The organism is Caryophanon latum, from assembly GCF_001700325.1.
Taxonomy (GTDB): domain Bacteria; phylum Bacillota; class Bacilli; order Bacillales_A; family Planococcaceae; genus Caryophanon; species Caryophanon latum.
In genome coordinates, this window is the sequence record NZ_MATO01000016.1 from 78752 (window position 1) to 95197 (window position 16446).

The 16446-nt window shown below is 43.4% G+C and carries 19 protein-coding genes; 16 read left to right on the plus strand and 3 right to left on the minus strand.

Annotated features, from left to right (window positions below):
- Positions 1–21: 21 nt before the first annotated feature.
- From A6K76_RS04740 to spx, 5 genes are all read left to right on the plus strand, one after another.
- Complete coding sequence (locus A6K76_RS04740; protein WP_066462623.1) at positions 22–255, plus strand: DUF896 domain-containing protein; 234 nt, start codon at positions 22–24, stop codon at positions 253–255.
- A gap of 203 nt (positions 256–458) precedes the next feature.
- Positions 459–2441: a transketolase gene (gene tkt, locus A6K76_RS04745; RefSeq protein WP_066462625.1), complete on the plus strand. Its 1983-nt coding sequence runs from the start codon at positions 459–461 to the stop codon at positions 2439–2441.
- 319 nt (positions 2442–2760) lie between these two features.
- Complete coding sequence (locus A6K76_RS04750; protein ID WP_066462631.1) at positions 2761–2982, plus strand: YneF family protein; 222 nt, start codon at positions 2761–2763, stop codon at positions 2980–2982.
- A gap of 68 nt (positions 2983–3050) precedes the next feature.
- Complete coding sequence (locus A6K76_RS04755; RefSeq protein WP_066462632.1) at positions 3051–3296, plus strand: YqkE family protein; 246 nt, start codon at positions 3051–3053, stop codon at positions 3294–3296.
- Between the two features lie 200 nt (positions 3297–3496).
- Entirely contained in the window at positions 3497–3904 is a 408-nt protein-coding gene (gene spx / locus A6K76_RS04760) for a transcriptional regulator Spx (protein ID WP_066462695.1), read from the plus strand.
- Positions 3905–3922: 18 nt separating this feature from the next.
- Here spx and A6K76_RS04765 read toward each other — a convergent pair whose 3' ends face one another.
- Together A6K76_RS04765 and A6K76_RS04770 are read right to left on the minus strand one after the other, a co-directional pair.
- Entirely contained in the window at positions 3923–4402 is a 480-nt protein-coding gene (locus tag A6K76_RS04765; RefSeq protein ID WP_066462633.1) for a VanZ family protein, read from the minus strand.
- Positions 4399–5295, minus strand: a complete 897-nt coding sequence (locus A6K76_RS04770) for an aldo/keto reductase (protein ID WP_066462634.1) — start codon at positions 5293–5295, stop codon at positions 4399–4401. Before A6K76_RS04770 ends, A6K76_RS04765 begins: the two co-directional genes overlap by 4 nt.
- Before the next feature lie 82 nt (positions 5296–5377).
- Here A6K76_RS04770 and A6K76_RS04775 point away from each other — a divergent pair, with 82 nt between their 5' ends.
- The 7 genes from A6K76_RS04775 (at position 5378) to A6K76_RS04805 (ending at position 12662) form a co-directional block, all read left to right on the plus strand.
- Positions 5378–5917: an NUDIX hydrolase gene (locus tag A6K76_RS04775; protein WP_066462636.1), complete on the plus strand. Its 540-nt coding sequence runs from the start codon at positions 5378–5380 to the stop codon at positions 5915–5917.
- 407 nt (positions 5918–6324) lie between these two features.
- Entirely contained in the window at positions 6325–6783 is a 459-nt protein-coding gene (fur, locus tag A6K76_RS04780; protein ID WP_066462637.1) for a ferric iron uptake transcriptional regulator, read from the plus strand.
- Positions 6784–7074: 291 nt separating this feature from the next.
- Positions 7075–7965 (plus strand): site-specific tyrosine recombinase XerD, encoded by an 891-nt coding sequence (gene xerD / locus A6K76_RS04785; RefSeq protein WP_066462639.1) that lies wholly within the window; start codon positions 7075–7077, stop codon positions 7963–7965.
- A gap of 84 nt (positions 7966–8049) precedes the next feature.
- A complete protein-coding gene (gene deoB / locus A6K76_RS04790) occupies positions 8050–9225 on the plus strand; it encodes a phosphopentomutase (RefSeq protein ID WP_066462641.1) in 1176 nt (391 codons plus the stop codon).
- Positions 9226–9297: 72 nt separating this feature from the next.
- Positions 9298–10545, plus strand: coding sequence for a thymidine phosphorylase (locus A6K76_RS04795; protein WP_066462646.1), 1248 nt, complete (start codon positions 9298–9300; stop codon positions 10543–10545).
- Positions 10546–10864: 319 nt separating this feature from the next.
- Positions 10865–12172 (plus strand): diaminopimelate decarboxylase, encoded by a 1308-nt coding sequence (lysA, locus tag A6K76_RS04800; RefSeq protein WP_066462647.1) that lies wholly within the window; start codon positions 10865–10867, stop codon positions 12170–12172.
- 178 nt (positions 12173–12350) lie between these two features.
- Positions 12351–12662 carry a GNAT family N-acetyltransferase gene (locus A6K76_RS04805; RefSeq protein WP_245671954.1) on the plus strand — a complete coding sequence of 104 codons (312 nt, stop codon included), beginning with the start codon at positions 12351–12353 and terminating at the stop codon, positions 12660–12662.
- A 24-nt stretch (positions 12663–12686) separates the two neighbouring features.
- On the opposite strand, the gene A6K76_RS04810 is transcribed toward A6K76_RS04805, so the two are convergent.
- On the minus strand, positions 12687–13190 hold the full coding sequence (locus A6K76_RS04810; RefSeq protein ID WP_066462650.1) for a DUF309 domain-containing protein: 504 nt from the start codon (positions 13188–13190) through the stop codon (positions 12687–12689).
- 94 nt (positions 13191–13284) lie between these two features.
- Here A6K76_RS04810 and A6K76_RS04815 point away from each other — a divergent pair, with 94 nt between their 5' ends.
- The 4 genes from A6K76_RS04815 (at position 13285) to resA (ending at position 16444) form a co-directional block, all read left to right on the plus strand.
- Positions 13285–14055, plus strand: coding sequence for a segregation/condensation protein A (locus A6K76_RS04815; protein ID WP_066462651.1), 771 nt, complete (start codon positions 13285–13287; stop codon positions 14053–14055).
- The gene (scpB, locus tag A6K76_RS04820; protein WP_066462656.1) at positions 14039–14623 is read left to right on the plus strand and encodes an SMC-Scp complex subunit ScpB; all 585 of its coding nucleotides are present in this window, start codon (positions 14039–14041) and stop codon (positions 14621–14623) included. Before A6K76_RS04815 ends, scpB begins: the two co-directional genes overlap by 17 nt.
- A gap of 394 nt (positions 14624–15017) precedes the next feature.
- Complete coding sequence (locus tag A6K76_RS04825) at positions 15018–15752, plus strand: pseudouridine synthase (RefSeq protein WP_066462659.1); 735 nt, start codon at positions 15018–15020, stop codon at positions 15750–15752.
- A 131-nt stretch (positions 15753–15883) separates the two neighbouring features.
- Positions 15884–16444: a thiol-disulfide oxidoreductase ResA gene (resA, locus tag A6K76_RS04830; protein WP_066462661.1), complete on the plus strand. Its 561-nt coding sequence runs from the start codon at positions 15884–15886 to the stop codon at positions 16442–16444.
- The last annotated feature ends 2 nt before the right edge of the window (positions 16445–16446 follow it).

Sequence of the window (16446 nt, forward strand, 5' to 3'; positions counted from 1 at the left end):
CTATAGAAAGGTTGAGAAAACATGTTATCAAAAGAAAAATTACAGCGCATTAACGAACTATCAAAAAAGAAAAAAGCAGGCACATTAACGGAAGCTGAAACGAAAGAGCAAGCTGCGTTACGTGCAGAATATTTAGAGACATTTCGTGCAACGATGCGTGACAATATCGAAAGCTTGAAAATTGTGGATCCAGAAGGTAATGACGTAACGCCAGATAAGTTAAAAGAAATTAAAGCGAATAAGTTTTTAAACTAGTAGCATATTATGTGAAGTATGTTCATTAGCTAGTCAATCATCATGCAAATTAATGAAAAAACATGAATTAGTATGTCATAATTAAAAAATATGTCATAATTTTTTTGTTAATGATGCAAAATAGCATTGTTTTATTCGTCAAATTTGCATAAACTGTACTATGAAGATTTTATTATGGAACGAGAAAGGATGTCTCTTTTAACATGACTCTACAAGCGGATCAATTAGCAATTAATGCAATTCGAACTTTATCGATCGATGCAATCGAAAAAGCAAATTCTGGCCACCCAGGTTTACCAATGGGTGCAGCGCCAATGGCATATACTTTATGGACGAAACAACTTCGACACAACCCACAAAATCCGAACTGGTTCAACCGCGACCGCTTCATTCTTTCAGCAGGTCACGGCTCGATGCTTCTTTATAGCTTATTGCACTTAGGTGGCTATGGCTTAGAGCTAGACGAAATTAAAAACTTCCGTCAATGGGATTCAAAAACACCTGGTCACCCAGAGTTCGGTCACACAGTAGGCGTTGAAGCGACGACAGGTCCACTTGGTCAAGGAATCGGTATGGCTGTTGGTATGGCAATGGCAGAAAAGCATTTAGCCGCAACTTATAACAAAGAAGGTCATGACGTAATCGACCATTACACATTCGCACTATGTGGAGATGGTGACTTAATGGAAGGCGTTGCAGCAGAAGCGATTTCACTTGCGGGTCACTTAGAGCTTGATAAATTAATCGTTCTTTACGATTCAAACGATATTTCATTAGATGGCGATTTAGAAAAGTCATTCTCTGAAAACATTCAAAAGCGCTTCGAGTCTTACGGCTGGAGCTACTTAAAAGTACAAGACGGCAACGACATTGCAGACATTAACGAAAAAATTGCAGCAGCAAAAACGTTAAACGGTCCGACAATTATCGAAGTCAAAACAGTTATTGGCTTCGGTTCACCAAACAAATCAGGTAAAGCGGATTCTCACGGTGCGCCATTAGGAACTGACGAAGTAGCGTTAACGAAAGCAGCATATGGTTGGGAGCGCGAAGCATTCGACATTTCTACTGAAGTGTATGACACATTTAACGCAGCGGCAAAAGTGCAAGGCGAAGACGCAGAAGCAGCTTGGAACGCACAATTTGACGCTTATAAAGCAGCATTCCCAGAGCTTGCAGCACAATTAGAAGAAGCGATCGAAGGAAAAATCGTTGTAACAGATTTACCACAGTACGAAGTAGGTAAATCAGTAGCAACACGCTCATCTTCAGGTGACGCAATTAACGCGATCGCACAAGCAGTACCTTCATTCTTCGGTGGTTCAGCTGACTTAGCAGGCTCAAACAAAACGACGATGAAAGGTGCAGGTGACTTCTCAAAAGACGATTACGCAGGTCGCAACATTTGGTTTGGCGTACGTGAATTCGCAATGGGTGCAGCACTTAACGGTATGGCATTACACGGTGGCTTAAAAGTATTCGGCGGTACGTTCTTCGTATTCTCTGACTACGTGCGTCCGGCAATTCGTTTATCAGCACTTATGGGCTTACCAGTAACATACGTATTCACACATGATTCAATCGCTGTCGGTGAAGATGGTCCAACACACGAGCCGATCGAGCATTTAGCTTCATTACGCGCAATGCCAAACTTATCGGTAATCCGCCCAGCAGATGCGAACGAATCAGCAGCTGCATGGAAAATCGCAGTAGAGTCAGAAAGTACACCGACATTACTTGTACTATCTCGTCAAAACTTACCAGTGTTAGATGCACCAGTTGAAGCGGTTTATGCAGGCGTAGAAAAAGGTGCTTATGTTGTATCTCCAGCAACGAAGGAAACACCGGATGCAATCTTAATCGCAACAGGCTCTGAAGTATCGTTAGCAGTGGAAGCACAAAAAGCGTTAGCGGCAGATGGCATCGATGCATCAGTTGTTTCAATGCCAGCGATGGATCGCTTCGAAAAGCAATCAGCTGAGTACAAAGAGTCAGTATTACCAAGCACAGTAACGAAACGTTTAGCAATCGAAATGGGTTCTTCATTCGGTTGGCATAAATATACTGGCTTCAACGGTGACGTGCTTGCAATCGACAAGTTCGGTGCATCAGCGCCAGGCGAAATCGTAATGGAAAAATACGGCTTCACAGTAGAAAATGTAGTAGCGAAAGTAAAAGCGCTATAATTTCAACGGTAGTCGTTAGTTATTTGCAAAAGCGGAATGCTCGGAACAAAGGGCGACTCAAGCTATGTTTGTGAAAAGCTTGCCTCGATTGGAGAGCTGACTAACAAAACGTATAGTTTAATAAACAGTGATAAGAGCGACGAGGCATATTTGCTTCGTCGCTCTTTCGTTGTATAACGCCGCATTTTTTGGCATAATGATGAAAAAGAGTATGTATGCATTTTCGATACATTAAGTTGTAGTATCACTTTTAAAATTAGTGTATAATCGAGCGTGGAGAGTTTTTCTCGGACATCGCAAGTGGAGGAGGTTGGATAACATGGCTATATGGTTAGCAATCGTATTAATTATCGTTGCTTTAATCGGGGGTACAGCATTAGGTTTCTTTATTGCACGTAAATATATGGAGAAATACTTAAAAGAAAACCCACCAATTAATGAAAACATGTTACGTATGATGATGATGCAAATGGGTCAAAAACCGTCTGAAAAGAAAATTCGTCAAATGATGGCGCAAATGAATAAAGTTCAAGATAAATAATAGTAAAGGCTGTCGCGTGCGTGAAAACGGATGCGGCAGCCTTGTTTGTACAATAGGAGGGACTACACATGGCGAAAAAGAAGCAGCAACAAGTACCGAGCTATGAAAAGAAAGAGCAGCTGTCACTGAAAGATCAATTAGGTGGTGACGTATTAGCGAAGCTTCAGCAAGCAAAGCAAGGGCTGTTGGAAAAAGAGGAGCAAGAAGCAAAAGCGCTAGCGGAGCAAAAAAAGCAAGAGCGTAAACAGCGTGAAAAAAATATGTCGTTTGAGGAGCTATTAAATACGTACGGCGACAAAGGCTCGAAATTTTAACGAATGACGGTGCGGAGGAAAAAGCTTCGCATCGCGTATTCATATGTTTTTTTTGAAAACGCTTTCAATTTTGACGTCAAATCGACATGATACTTTACAAAACTGTAAGCTAGTAATGTATTGATGGAAATTTATCTTAGTAGTAAGATAAATAAAGAATGAACGGATTCGACTTTACGACAGAAAGTGAGGCAGGAAGAATGACCGTTACAATTTATACACAGTCTAGCTGCTCTTCATCTAGAAAAGCAATTAAATGGTTGAAAGCAAACGACATTCCATTTACCGAAAAACGCATTACACCATCAGCATTTACATTAGCACAATTTAAAACGATTTTACGCATGACGGAAAATGGTACGGACGATATTATTGCGACGAACTCAAACGATTTTAAAGCATTGCAGCTTGACGTCGATCAACTGTCGCTTCAGCAATTGTTTGAGCTGATTCAACAATACCCGCGCTTATTGCGTAGCCCGATTGTGAAAGATGAAAAACGTTTGCAAATCGGCTATAACGAAATTGATATTCGTCGTTTCATACCGCGAAAAGTGCGTGCATATGAACTACATACGTTGCAGCAAAAAGCGATTGCGCTTGATTAAAAAAACACGAAATGCCGCCTATGCGCGTTCATTTCGTGTTTTTTTTCGTTTTAATTTAAATACAATATACGCAAGCGTGACGAAAATGATTGCACCTGCTGTATCGATATACACATCTTTAATTGTGCCAGTGCGGTCAGGCGAAAAGCTTTGGCGATACTCATCTAAGCAGCCGAGTATGAACACGGCGATGATCGCAAGCAATGGAGCAAAGCGTACGCGACGCAGCACGTAAAAGATAACGACGCCAATTAAGCCGAAAAAGCTAAAGTGCGTGCCTTTTCGAATGATGAATTCGACGAAATGGAAATAGCCAGATTGCTCAACTGAAATCGTGCGCCCCCAATATGTAAATTCAAATTGACTTAAAAACGGGGTGAATGGCTGACTAGCGAGCAATAGTTGTAAAAGCGGGATAAGCGATTGCTGCTCATACGTCGTGTTGGAAAAGACGATGAGCAGCGTAAGTAAAAATAGTAAAAAAACATATTTTTTCATCGATGATTTGTATAATGTGCAGCGGTTGTAAGCTGCTCAACAAGCGATAAATCAGCAATTTCTTGTGATACGTCATATGCGGCAATGGTAGCGTTTAGCTGCTCGTTGCTGCTTGCGCCAATTACAGTTGATGCAACAGCTGTGTTGTTTAAGTTAAACGCTAATGCAACCGCTTGAAGATTGCCATATTGCTGCTCAAGCTCGTTTAACAGTTGCTCGAGCTCCCCATATGCGTACGTTTCGTATCCTTTTTCTGTAATGCGCTCTTTCCATTCATATGATAGTAACCCTTTTGCAATCGTGCCGCGTGATACGACAGATGCACCCGCTTCTTCAATGAGTGAGAACCATTCCTCTGGGCGTCGGTCAAGTAAGCTATATTGCATCATAACCGATACAGCCGCACTATTTGGCACGAAGCGAGAGATGACGTTTGGACGAATCGATGAAATGCCGTATTCGCGAATGAGCCCCTCTTGCTTTAACGCTTCAAACGTTGCCGTAATTTCCTCGAAGTTATCATCTGTCGTGCCGCCGTGCAGTTGATATAAATCGATGTAATCGGTATCAAGTCGCTGCAAGCTACTACGCACAGCGCGGTTTATGTAGTCGCTTGATGCATCCCATGTCCAACCTTCTTCGCCATCTGTCCACTTGTTGCCGACTTTTGTCGCGATATACACTTCGTCGCGTACGGGCTTTAAAATTTGTCCGAGCATTTCTTCGTTTTTGCCGTTATTGTAAAGGTCGGCTGTATCGAAATAGTTAATGCCATAGTCGAGCGCTGTTTGAATAATTTGCGCTGCGTCGTCAATTTGCGTCGGTAAAGACATGCAGCCAAGTGCAAGCTCCGACACTGAAAAATTACTATTACCTAATGTACGTTGTTTCATCCGGATAACCTCCTTTATCTTTCCAGTCAATTCTTAATAATGGTACAATGAATCATAGTGATAAAACAAGTGAGGGATAGCAATGAAAAAATTTGAAGAACGAACGATTCAAAGTGAGCATCATTTTAGTGGACGCGTTATTTCATTACAAGTCGATACTGTACAATTACCCGATGGACAGCAAGCAAAACGTGAAATTGTGAAACATCCAGGTGCAGTTGCGATTATTGCGTTAACGGACGATGGCAAGCTCATATTAGTTGAGCAATACCGTAAAGCGCTGGAACGCTCGCTCATTGAAATTCCTGCTGGTAAGCTTGAGCCAGGTGAGGAGCCAATCGTGACAGCGCGCCGTGAGCTGGAGGAAGAAACCGGCTATGGCTGCGGTGAGCTAACGTACATTCAAAGCTTTGCGACGTCACCAGGATTTGCTGATGAAGTCATTCATTTATACGTCGCGAAGCAGCTGTTTAAAATCGATCAGCCACAAGCAGGAGATGAGGATGAATTTATTGAACTGCTATATGTGACGATTGAGGAAGCAGAGGAGCTTATGGCGTCTCAAGCGATTTATGATGCGAAAACGGCATTTGCGATTTTATGGGCAAAAATGCAAAAATAAAATGGTGATCGTCAATCGAACGCTTTGTTTATACGTAATTTTGAAAGAAACGTGACAAATTTTGTGTGACTGTTTCGGCAAAAAGTGAATAACGCTCGCTACTTTTGCTATTTTCGCGTATACTAAGTAAGGTTTGACTTACTAAAAATGTAGCGAAGACATCGTTGATTGAGCATGACGAAACATTTATTTGAAAACATAAAAGAACTTGTAACATGAAAGACATTGCGTAGCTTCTGTTCAAGTTTTCATAGCACGATGCATGACGATGTACATAACACATCAACATAAATGAGCTGTTCACGTATTATAGTAAATGGTTGAAATGTTTTCATTGAATGAGAGCGACAATGTTGTCAGCCATTTTAATCATTTGGTATAATAAGATGAGTTTAGGAGGGCGTCATATGGAGAGCCGTATTGATCGAATTAAAAAACAGTTGCATAGTGCTAGCTATAAGCTGACGCCACAGCGAGAAGCAACAGTAGCGGTACTTTTAGAAAACGAGGAAGATCATCTTTCGGCGGAGGATGTATATTTACTCGTAAAAGAGAAAGCACCTGAAATTGGGCTTGCAACTGTATATAGAACATTAGAGTTGTTAACAGAATTAAAAGTAGTGGATAAAATTAACTTTGGCGACGGTGTATCTCGCTATGATTTACGCCAAGAAGGTGCGACACATTTCCATCATCATTTAGTATGCTTAGAATGTGGCGCAGTTGACGAAATTCAAGAAGATTTACTTGAGGATGTTGAAGCGGTTGTAGAAAAGCGCTGGAACTTCCAAATTAAAGACCATCGCTTAACGTTCCACGGCATTTGCTGGCGTTGTCACGATGGCAGCGATGAAGATCATAAGTAATAAGCAACGAATGTCATTCGAATCATTTTTCGAATGGCATTTTTTTGTTGTGCACGAACGAAATTTTGGTACAATGATGGCACGGTTTTGATTGTCAAAAAGCAGTAACGACGCAATGTATATGTGAAATATAAGCTGCTCGTAACGTGATGTGGACGCAGACGGTAAAGGCTAATTGCTTCGCGTCAGAGCGACAACGCCTTTGCAATCTCGACCGAGTTAACGGCTGGGAAACTTTGTGACGACGTGAAGAGCGATATTGTTCGAAAACATAGAAAAAGGGGTATGCGTATGAATGAGCAGCAATTTGCACTGGAAGATTATTTGCATTTTTTACGAGTAGAACGTCAATTAGCGAGCAACACGCTACAAGCATATAAGCGTGATTTAATCGCCTATTTAGCGTATATTGAGACGCAGCAGCTAGCGTTATGCGATGTGGAGCGACTGCACATCGTTGAATTTTTACAGCAGTTAAAAGGACAAAGTAAAAGCACGCGTACAATTGCGCGCCATATTTCGTCGATTCGCAAGTTTCATCAATTTTTAGTGCGCGAACAAAAGGTGACGCGCGACCCAACCATTCATTTAGAAATGCCAAAGCTTGAGCAAAAGCTGCCACACGTCCTATCCGTGGAGCAAATCGATCGTTTAATGGACGCGCCGGATGTGACGACACCACACGGTATACGTGATGCCGCGATTTTAGAGCTATTGTACGGAAGCGGCATGCGTGTTAGTGAATGCATGACGCTCAATTTAGATGATGTGCATATGACGATGGGCTTCGTGCGCGTGTACGGCAAAGGTGGTAAGGAGCGCATCATTCCACTTGGGCGCGGTGCATTGTCAGCATGTACGCGTTATTTACAGGAAGGACGACCGGCGTTTTTAGCAGCGAAAACAGATGCTTTTTTCATTAATCAGCGTGGCAAGCGGTTAACACGCCAAGGAATTGGTACGATTTTAAGGCAGTACGGTGAGGTAGCGGGGCTTGTAATGAGCATTACGCCGCATATGCTGCGCCATTCGTTTGCAACACATTTAGTAGAGAACGGCGCCGATTTACGCGCAGTGCAGGAAATGTTAGGGCATGCGGATATTTCAACGACGCAAATTTATACGCACGTGAGTAAAAAGCGTTTACTAGAAGTGTACAAACAATTCCATCCACGTGCATAAAAAAACTTAGTCTGATGTCTGACGTATATTTTTTAAGAAATGTTTGATAGAATAGAGCGAGCAGCAACGTAGGAGGAAAAACGTATGACATTTAAAAAAGTACATGTAATTGTAATGGATTCAGTAGGCATTGGCGAAGCACCAGATGCCGCGCAATTTGGAGACGTAGGAGCAGATACGCTTGGGCATATCGCCGCGCATATGAACGGCTTACATATGCCGAACATGGCAGCACTAGGCTTATCAAATATTCGTGAAATTGACGGTATCGAAAAAGCCGCAGCACCGAAAGCGTATTATACGAAAATGCAAGAAGCGTCAGTCGGCAAAGATACGATGACGGGACATTGGGAAATTATGGGCTTACACATCGACAAGCCGTTTAAAGTGTATCCAGACGGTTTCCCGCAGGAGCTCATTGCATTAATCGAAGAAAAAACAGGGCGCAACGTCGTATGTAACTTACCTTACAGCGGCACAGCAGTCATTGACGACTTCGGTGCGCAACATATGGAAGAGGGCAATTTAATTGTGTACACGTCAGCTGACCCAGTGCTACAAATTGCGGCACATGAGGATGTTATTCCAGTAGAGGAGCTATACCGCATTTGTGAAATTGTACGTGAGCTAACACTTGCACCTGAATATTTAGTCGGTCGTGTTATTGCACGTCCGTTCGTTGGAACACCAGGCAACTTCACGCGCACATCAAACCGTCATGATTACGCGCTTTCACCGTTCGGGCGCACGACGATGGATGCGTTAAAAGATGCAGGAAAAGACGTCATCGCAATCGGCAAAATTTCAGATATTTTCAACGGTGCGGGCGTAACAGAGGCGATTCGTACGAAACATAATACAGACGGCATGGATCAACTATCAAAAGTCGTGCGCCGTGAATTTGAAGGAATGAGCTTCTTAAACTTAGTGGACTTTGACGCGAACTTCGGACACCGCCGCGACCCACAAGGTTACGGGGAGGCGCTTGAAGAATTTGACCGTCGCTTACCGGAAATACTCGATGCGCTCGGTGAAGATGATTTATTAATGATTACAGCAGACCACGGCAACGACCCGACATTCCCAGGGACAGACCATACACGTGAATACGTGCCGCTGCTTGTATATTCACCGCGCTTTAACGGTGGTGCTGCACTCGACATGCCAGAAACATTTGCAGACATCGCCGCAACGATTGCGGAAAACTTCGGCGTCGATGCACCACCATCAGGCAAAAGCTTTTTAGCGAAATTAGTGTAATGAATGGAGCTGTGCTAACGAGATGTAGCACAGCCCTTTTGTACCGTACTTATAAAGAAAGAAGTGACCTATATGAACATTTTAAGCATCATTGAACATAAAAAAAATCACCACGCATTGACGAACGAGGAAATCGAATTTTTCATTCAAGGTTATGTAAACGGTGACATTCCAGATTACCAAATTTCAGCGCTACTGATGGCCATTCGCTTAAACGGCATGACGCCAGAGGAAACGTTTGCGTTAACAGACGCGATGATCAAGTCAGGTGACGTCGTCGATTTATCGTCAATTGACGGCTTCAAAGTCGATAAGCATTCAACGGGTGGGGTTGGCGATAAAGTAACGCTCGTTGTGACACCAATTTTAGCTGCGCTTGGCGTGCCGGTAGCGAAGTTTTCAGGACGCGGCTTAGGCATTACAGGTGGTACGCTTGATAAATTAGAATCGATTAAAGGGTTACGTGTAGAGCTTGAGATGGAGGAATTTATCGCAAACGTGCAACATGCGAACATCGCGGTGGCAGGTCAAACGGCAAACATCGTACCAGCAGACAAAAAGCTATACGCACTGCGCGACGTAACAGGTACAGTCGATTCGATTCCGTTAATTGCTGCGTCGATTATGTCGAAAAAAATCGCTTCAGGCGCAGACGGCATCGTGCTTGATGTGAAATATGGCAACGGGGCATTTATGAAAACGATCGAGGACGCGCAGCAGCTTGGCCAAGCGATGGAGCAAATTGGCGAGGCGTTCAACCGCAAAATGAAAATTCATTATTCGGACATGAACAATCCACTCGGTCGCTTTATCGGCAACAAGCTAGAAGTCGTCGAAGCAATTGACGTATTAGCAGGAAACGTCGACAAAACGAGCCAAGATTTAATCGATACGTGCGTGGACGTGGCAGTAGATATGTACAACATGGCGACGAACAACAAGCCGACAGCGCGTGACGAAGTGCTAGACGTGTTACGAAGCGGTGCGGCAAAGGAAAAATTATTTGAAATGATTCGCTTACAAGGCGGCGACGTGAACGATACAGTAATGAACGATGTCGCGCATAAAATAGCGGTCGTAGCAAACAAAGCCGGTGTTGTGCAATCAATCGACGCACAGCAAATCGGCGAAGTATCGGTTGCACTTGGCGCAGGTCGCTTAACGAAAGAATCGGTGCTTGATTTTGATGCGGGCATCGAGCTAGTTGTAAAAGACGGCGAACGTGTAGCAGCAGGTGACGTGCTTGCGTATTTATATGCGAACAACGATATTCAAGAACACATTGTGGCACAGGCGTTACGTGCATACAACGTGCAATAATGAAGTAGAGGAATTATATTCAACGGGCGTGCCTTTTGAATATAATTCCTTTTTATTCGTTTGAATGAATAAAAATTAAGAAAACATTGGCAATGTCAAATGGTCGCCAATCGATGTAGCACACGTTCAACCTAACATAGCGATGGAATAAACATTTTTTGCACATTCATAATTATTCAAACATTCGAATAAGTAAGACGAAATTCGTTGCGGCAATGTCGGCTGTGTGGTAAAGTTTTCTTCATAATAAATCGCGAATGTTTGAGCCGAAATGAATCAACATTTGTGGTAATAAATTGACAGTAAGGGGAAACATTAGATGCATTTATATGGAACACAAGCAATTGAAAACAATGAATTAACAATCGGTGGCGTGAAAACGTCTGAGCTCGTAAAGGAATATGGCACGCCGTTATTCGTTTACGACGTAGCACTAATTCGCGAGCGCGCACAAGGGTTCGTTGAGACGTTTAAAGACTTAGGCGTTGAAGCACAAGTAGCGTACGCATCAAAAGCATTCGCATGTGTCGCGATGTACCAATTAGCTGCGCAAGAAAACATGTCAGTAGACGTCGTATCAGGCGGCGAGCTATTTACAGCGTTAAAAGCAGGCGTACCAGCTGGGCGCATCCATTTCCATGGCAATAACAAAAGCGTAGAAGAAATCGAAATGGCGTTTGATGCAAACCTTGGCTGTATCGTCGTTGATAACTTTTACGAAATCGACTTAATCGAGCAAATCGGTGCGCAAAAAGGTAAAACGATGGACGTATTATTACGTGTTACACCAGGCGTTGAAGCGCACACGCACGAGTTCATTACGACAGGTCAAGCAGATTCAAAATTTGGCTTTGATTTAAATAACGGTCAAGCAGACGAAGCGTTCAAAGTCGTACAAGCGAAACAAAACATTTCATTATTAGGCTTACATTGCCACATCGGTTCACAAATTTTCGAAACAGAAGGCTTTAGCTTAGCAGCAGGCAAGCTAATGAACAAATTAGGTGCATGGCGCGACGAAACAGGCTTCACACCGCAAGTATTAAACTTAGGTGGCGGCTTTGGTATTCGTTACACAGCAGAAGATACACCGCTTGAGCCGAAGCAATACGTTGCGGACATGATTAAAGTCGTGAAGGAAGAAGCAGCGAAATTAAACTTAGACGTGCCACAAATTTGGATCGAGCCAGGTCGTTCATTAGTCGGCGATGCAGGTACATCACTTTATACAATCGGTTCTCATAAAGAAGTGCCAGGCGTGCGTGAGTATATCGCAGTAGACGGCGGTATGAGCGATAACATTCGTCCAGCGTTATACGATGCAAAATACGAAGCGGTCATCGCAAACAAAGCGAACGAAGCAGCAGATTACACGTATACAGTAGCGGGTAAACTATGTGAGTCAGGCGATAAATTAATCGTTGACGCAGCGCTACAAAAAGCAGAAGCGGGCGATACGTTAGCGATGTTCTGTACAGGTGCATACGGCTACTCAATGGCTTCAAACTACAACCGCGTACCACGTCCAGCAGTTGTGTTTGTAGAAGAAGGCAAACACCAATTAGCAGTTCGTCGTGAAAGTTACGAAGATTTAGTACAAAATGACTTACCGCTTACATTAAAATAGTCGCATTAAAACGTTGTAACGAACGTACTTTCGTATATTTTAGCCTAAATATTGGAATAAAATTTGCCCTTCTGCTTGAAATCGTGTAGCATATGTCATGTGAAATTACGTGATTACTAAAAGATGAGGGATTAAACAAATGTTATGTCGTTACAAAAAAGCTTTGGAAAAATTAGCGATGGGGTTATTATCATTCAACCCGGAGCAGAAAGATTTGAAAAAGCTACGAGAGACGATGTGTTGTTACGAAACGGAAGAAACGTGGCAACTGTATTTATGGAAACAAAATGACGAATATTTAGGCTTAATTGGCGTGCAGCACGATGGTGACGTTGCGTATGTACAGCATGTGTCCGTCATGCCAAGTCACCGTGGAGAGGGGATTGCGCGCCGTATGGTAGAAGCGGTGGAAGCTTTGCCAAACGTCACGCGCATCGAATCGGTAAAAGCGAATCAGTCTCTTATTGAAAAATGCATTAAACAACTGTAACCAAAAATGACCGCCATTGCGCGGTCATTTTTGTTTGCTTGCGATTTTTTGTGCACGTGCTTGCAACAGGTCGGAGCGGTCGCGCAGCTGATGCTTATGCAGTAAAAACTGTGGATCGACAGGCTGAAGCTCCTTCATGCGTGCTGTAACGGTTGCATTTAATGCATCGTTTGTGACGTGCATCGTAAAGGCACAAAACGTTTTGCCGTCTTGCATGCGCTGTAACGCTCGTGTGCAGTCGTCGTGCAGCTGCTTCATGTCGATATACTCCGTAAAGCGTTCGTCAGTCGGAGTTGCAAGTAGCGTCATACCTTTTTTGAAAATGCGCGCAGCCCCGTTTACATTGCCACGACGCCAATGATACATACCTGTCGCAATTTGTACGTAACCAACGAGCGGGTGACATTTATCGCCAGGTGCTACGTCTTTCCAATATTCCTCTAGCACTTCATGGCATTCAAAATAGTCATGATTGCCGTTAAAATAGGTGATATAATCGATAAACAATGGGTGATACAATGGATGCAATTGTCGTTCACTTCCTCTATACTGAAATGGGATAAATATGTTTAAGCAACGGTACACAGATAGTTTTTGACTAACGATGACAGGATGGATTTACATGACATATGAAGTAAAGGTCGATGCGTTTAGCGGCCCGCTTGATTTATTATTACATTTAATTCACCGTTTGGAAATTGATATATACGATATTCCAATGGCACAAATTACGTCGCAATATATCGAGCACATTCATGCGATGAAGGAGCTTGAGTTAAATGAGGCGAGCGAGTATTTAGTAATGGCTGCGACGTTGCTAGCGATTAAAAGCCGTATGTTGCTGCCGATTCATGAAGGGGAGCTAGAGGACGAGACGTTTGAGCTTGACGCACCCGACCCGCGTGAGGAGCTTGTTGCGCGGTTAATTGAATATAAAAAGTTTAAGGAAGCGGCACAAAGCTTGCAGCAGCTTGAGGAGGAGCGCGCGCGTAGCTTCACGCGTCCACCGACCGACTTATCACATTTAGCATCGGTCGAGCAGCTACAGCTATTTGATCCGAACATTAACGTATACGACATGCTCGGGGCGTTCCAAAAAATGCTGCGCCGTAAACAGCTGCGCGCACCTGTGCAAACGACCGTGAAGCGTGCGGAATTTTCGATTAAGGCACAAATGCGTAGCGTCGTGACCGCACTGCAGCGAAGTGAAGGAAAAGCGATGTTTTCGACGCTGTTTCCGTACGAGGAAAAAAGTGAGCTCGTCGTGACTTTTTTGTCGCTGCTAGAACTTATGAAGCGCCAAATGATTACGGTCGAGCAGCCGCACAATTTCGACGATTTACAAGTGGTGCTTATAAAAGAGGAGTTTGAAGACGATGACGATACAGAGTAAAATTGAAAGCTTATTATTTGTCGTAGGTGATGACGGCTTAACGCTTGCACAGCTTGCTTCGATTTTAGAGCAAGACCAAAAATTAGTGGCGAGCGCGCTTGTTGAATTCAAGCAGCAGCTCGATGACGACGATACGCGCGGCATTACGATTAAAGAGCTTGCAGGGACGTATCAGCTCGTGACGAAGCAGTCAATGGCAGAGACGATTCAAAAGCTTGTTGAAAACCCGTCGACGCAATCGATGTCACAGGCGTCTTTAGAGGTGCTAGCAATCGTGGCGTACAAGCAGCCGATTACGCGCGTTGAAGTAGAGGAGCTGCGCGGTGTGAAATGTGAGCGTCCAATTCAAACGCTCGTATCAAAAGGGTTAATTCAAGAAGTCGGACGCGTCGAAGGAACGGGACGCGCCATTTTATACGGCACGACGAGTGAGTTTTTAAACTTTTTCGGCTTGAACGATTTGCGCGAGCTACCGCCATTACCAGACGCTGAAGTCGACGAAGCGAGCACCGAAGCGGATTTATTTATGACGAAATTCCAAGAAGCTTTTGAAAACGATCCGAATTAGCGGTATACTAGTTATTTACGGCATACAACGTGCTAATGAAATAGCGATTAATCTAATTATTCATCAAAGCTGTTGATTAACGATTTTTAACAACAAAACAAAAATCAACGCTGTATTTTAGTGGCAGTGTGCGTGCGGCGAGACTCCTTGGGGAAAAGCTCGTGACTCAAGACCCCGTAAGCCGCGACGTAGGAGCGGTGCGGAGGCTTGAGGAAGGTGATGAGCGCCACGTCCATGTGGCATCACCTTCATGACAAACATCGTGTTCGCCGCCGAGCCCCAAGAAAGCGAGCCGCATGACGCGAACTGCCAAAACGTGTGATAATTCATATAAAGCTATTTGATGTGAACAACATCAAGGCAACGAAATGTACGAACTCAATGAGGTGAAACGATGGAACGATTACAAAAAGTAATTGCTTATGCGGGTGTAGCATCACGTCGCAAAGCAGAGCAGTTAATTTTAGAAGGTAAAGTAAAAGTAAACGGTCAAGTTGTAAAAGAGCTTGGCACAAAAGTATCAAACTCGGATACAGTCGAAGTAAACGGTGTGAAATTAGAAAACGAAGATAAAGTATACTTCCTACTATATAAACCACGTGGCTACATTTCAGCTGTAACGGACGATAAAGGTCGTCAAACGGTAATCGATATTTTCGGCAAGCATGTCATCGAGCGCATTTTCCCAGTCGGTCGTCTTGATTACGATACATCTGGTTTATTATTAATTACGAACGACGGTGAATTTGCGAACTTAATGACGCATCCAAAATTTAAAATTGATAAAACGTACGTTGCGCGTGTAAAAGGTATCCCGACAATTGACGGTTTGAAAAAATTACAGCGCGGCATTAAGCTAGAAGACGGCAAAACAGCACCAGCGAAAGTGAGCATGATGTCGTATGACGAAACAGCAGGCAAAGCGATTTGTGAAATTACGATTCATGAAGGGCGTAACCGTCAAGTGCGTCGTATGTTTGAAGCAATCGGTACACCAGTTGTGAAATTAAAGCGTGAGCGTTTTGCTTTCCTTGATTTAGGGAACTTAACACCAGGTGAATATCGACAACTATCAAAGCATGAAGTAAAGCAACTGCGCGTACTAGCAGAAACAGGTACAATCGGATAAAAAAGATGCTGGGTGTCATGTGACATTCAGCATCTTTTATATGTTTTTCGAGAATAAATGCGCTTAATTAACAGGAAATCCTTCTTTTTGCTATACTATTAGTAATTGACGTACATAAAGGATGTGAGCTGATGGATAAAAAGAAAAAGCGCCGCATCATGCGTGGAAGTATTTTGGCGCTGCTTGCGGTCGCAATTGTATATGCGATCGTCAATAGCGGCGGCGTTGGAGAACGTAACGTACTTAAAATTGGCGACGACGCACCGAACTTTTCGCTTGTTGATTTAGAAGGTAATACGCGCACGTTATCGGACTATCGCGGCAAAGGGGTATTTTTAAACTTTTGGGGTACGTGGTGTGAGCCGTGCAAAAAAGAAATGCCTGCGATGACGCGCCAATATGCGGTGTACGAGGAGCGAGGCGTTGAAATTTTAGCGGTGAACATCGAGCAATCGACGTTTGAAGTCGAAAATTTTATGCGTCAACATAACTTGAAATTTCCTGTAGCAATCGATACGACAGGGGATGTGAAATACGCGTATAGCATTATTCATTTACCGGCAACGATTTTAATCGATGAGTTTGGCGTCGTCACAAATATTATTACAGGCGAAATGAGCGAGCAGCAAATTGCCGCGCATATGGAGTCGATTAAGCCGGGCGCTACTACTGCACAAATGTCGCAACGATAAGG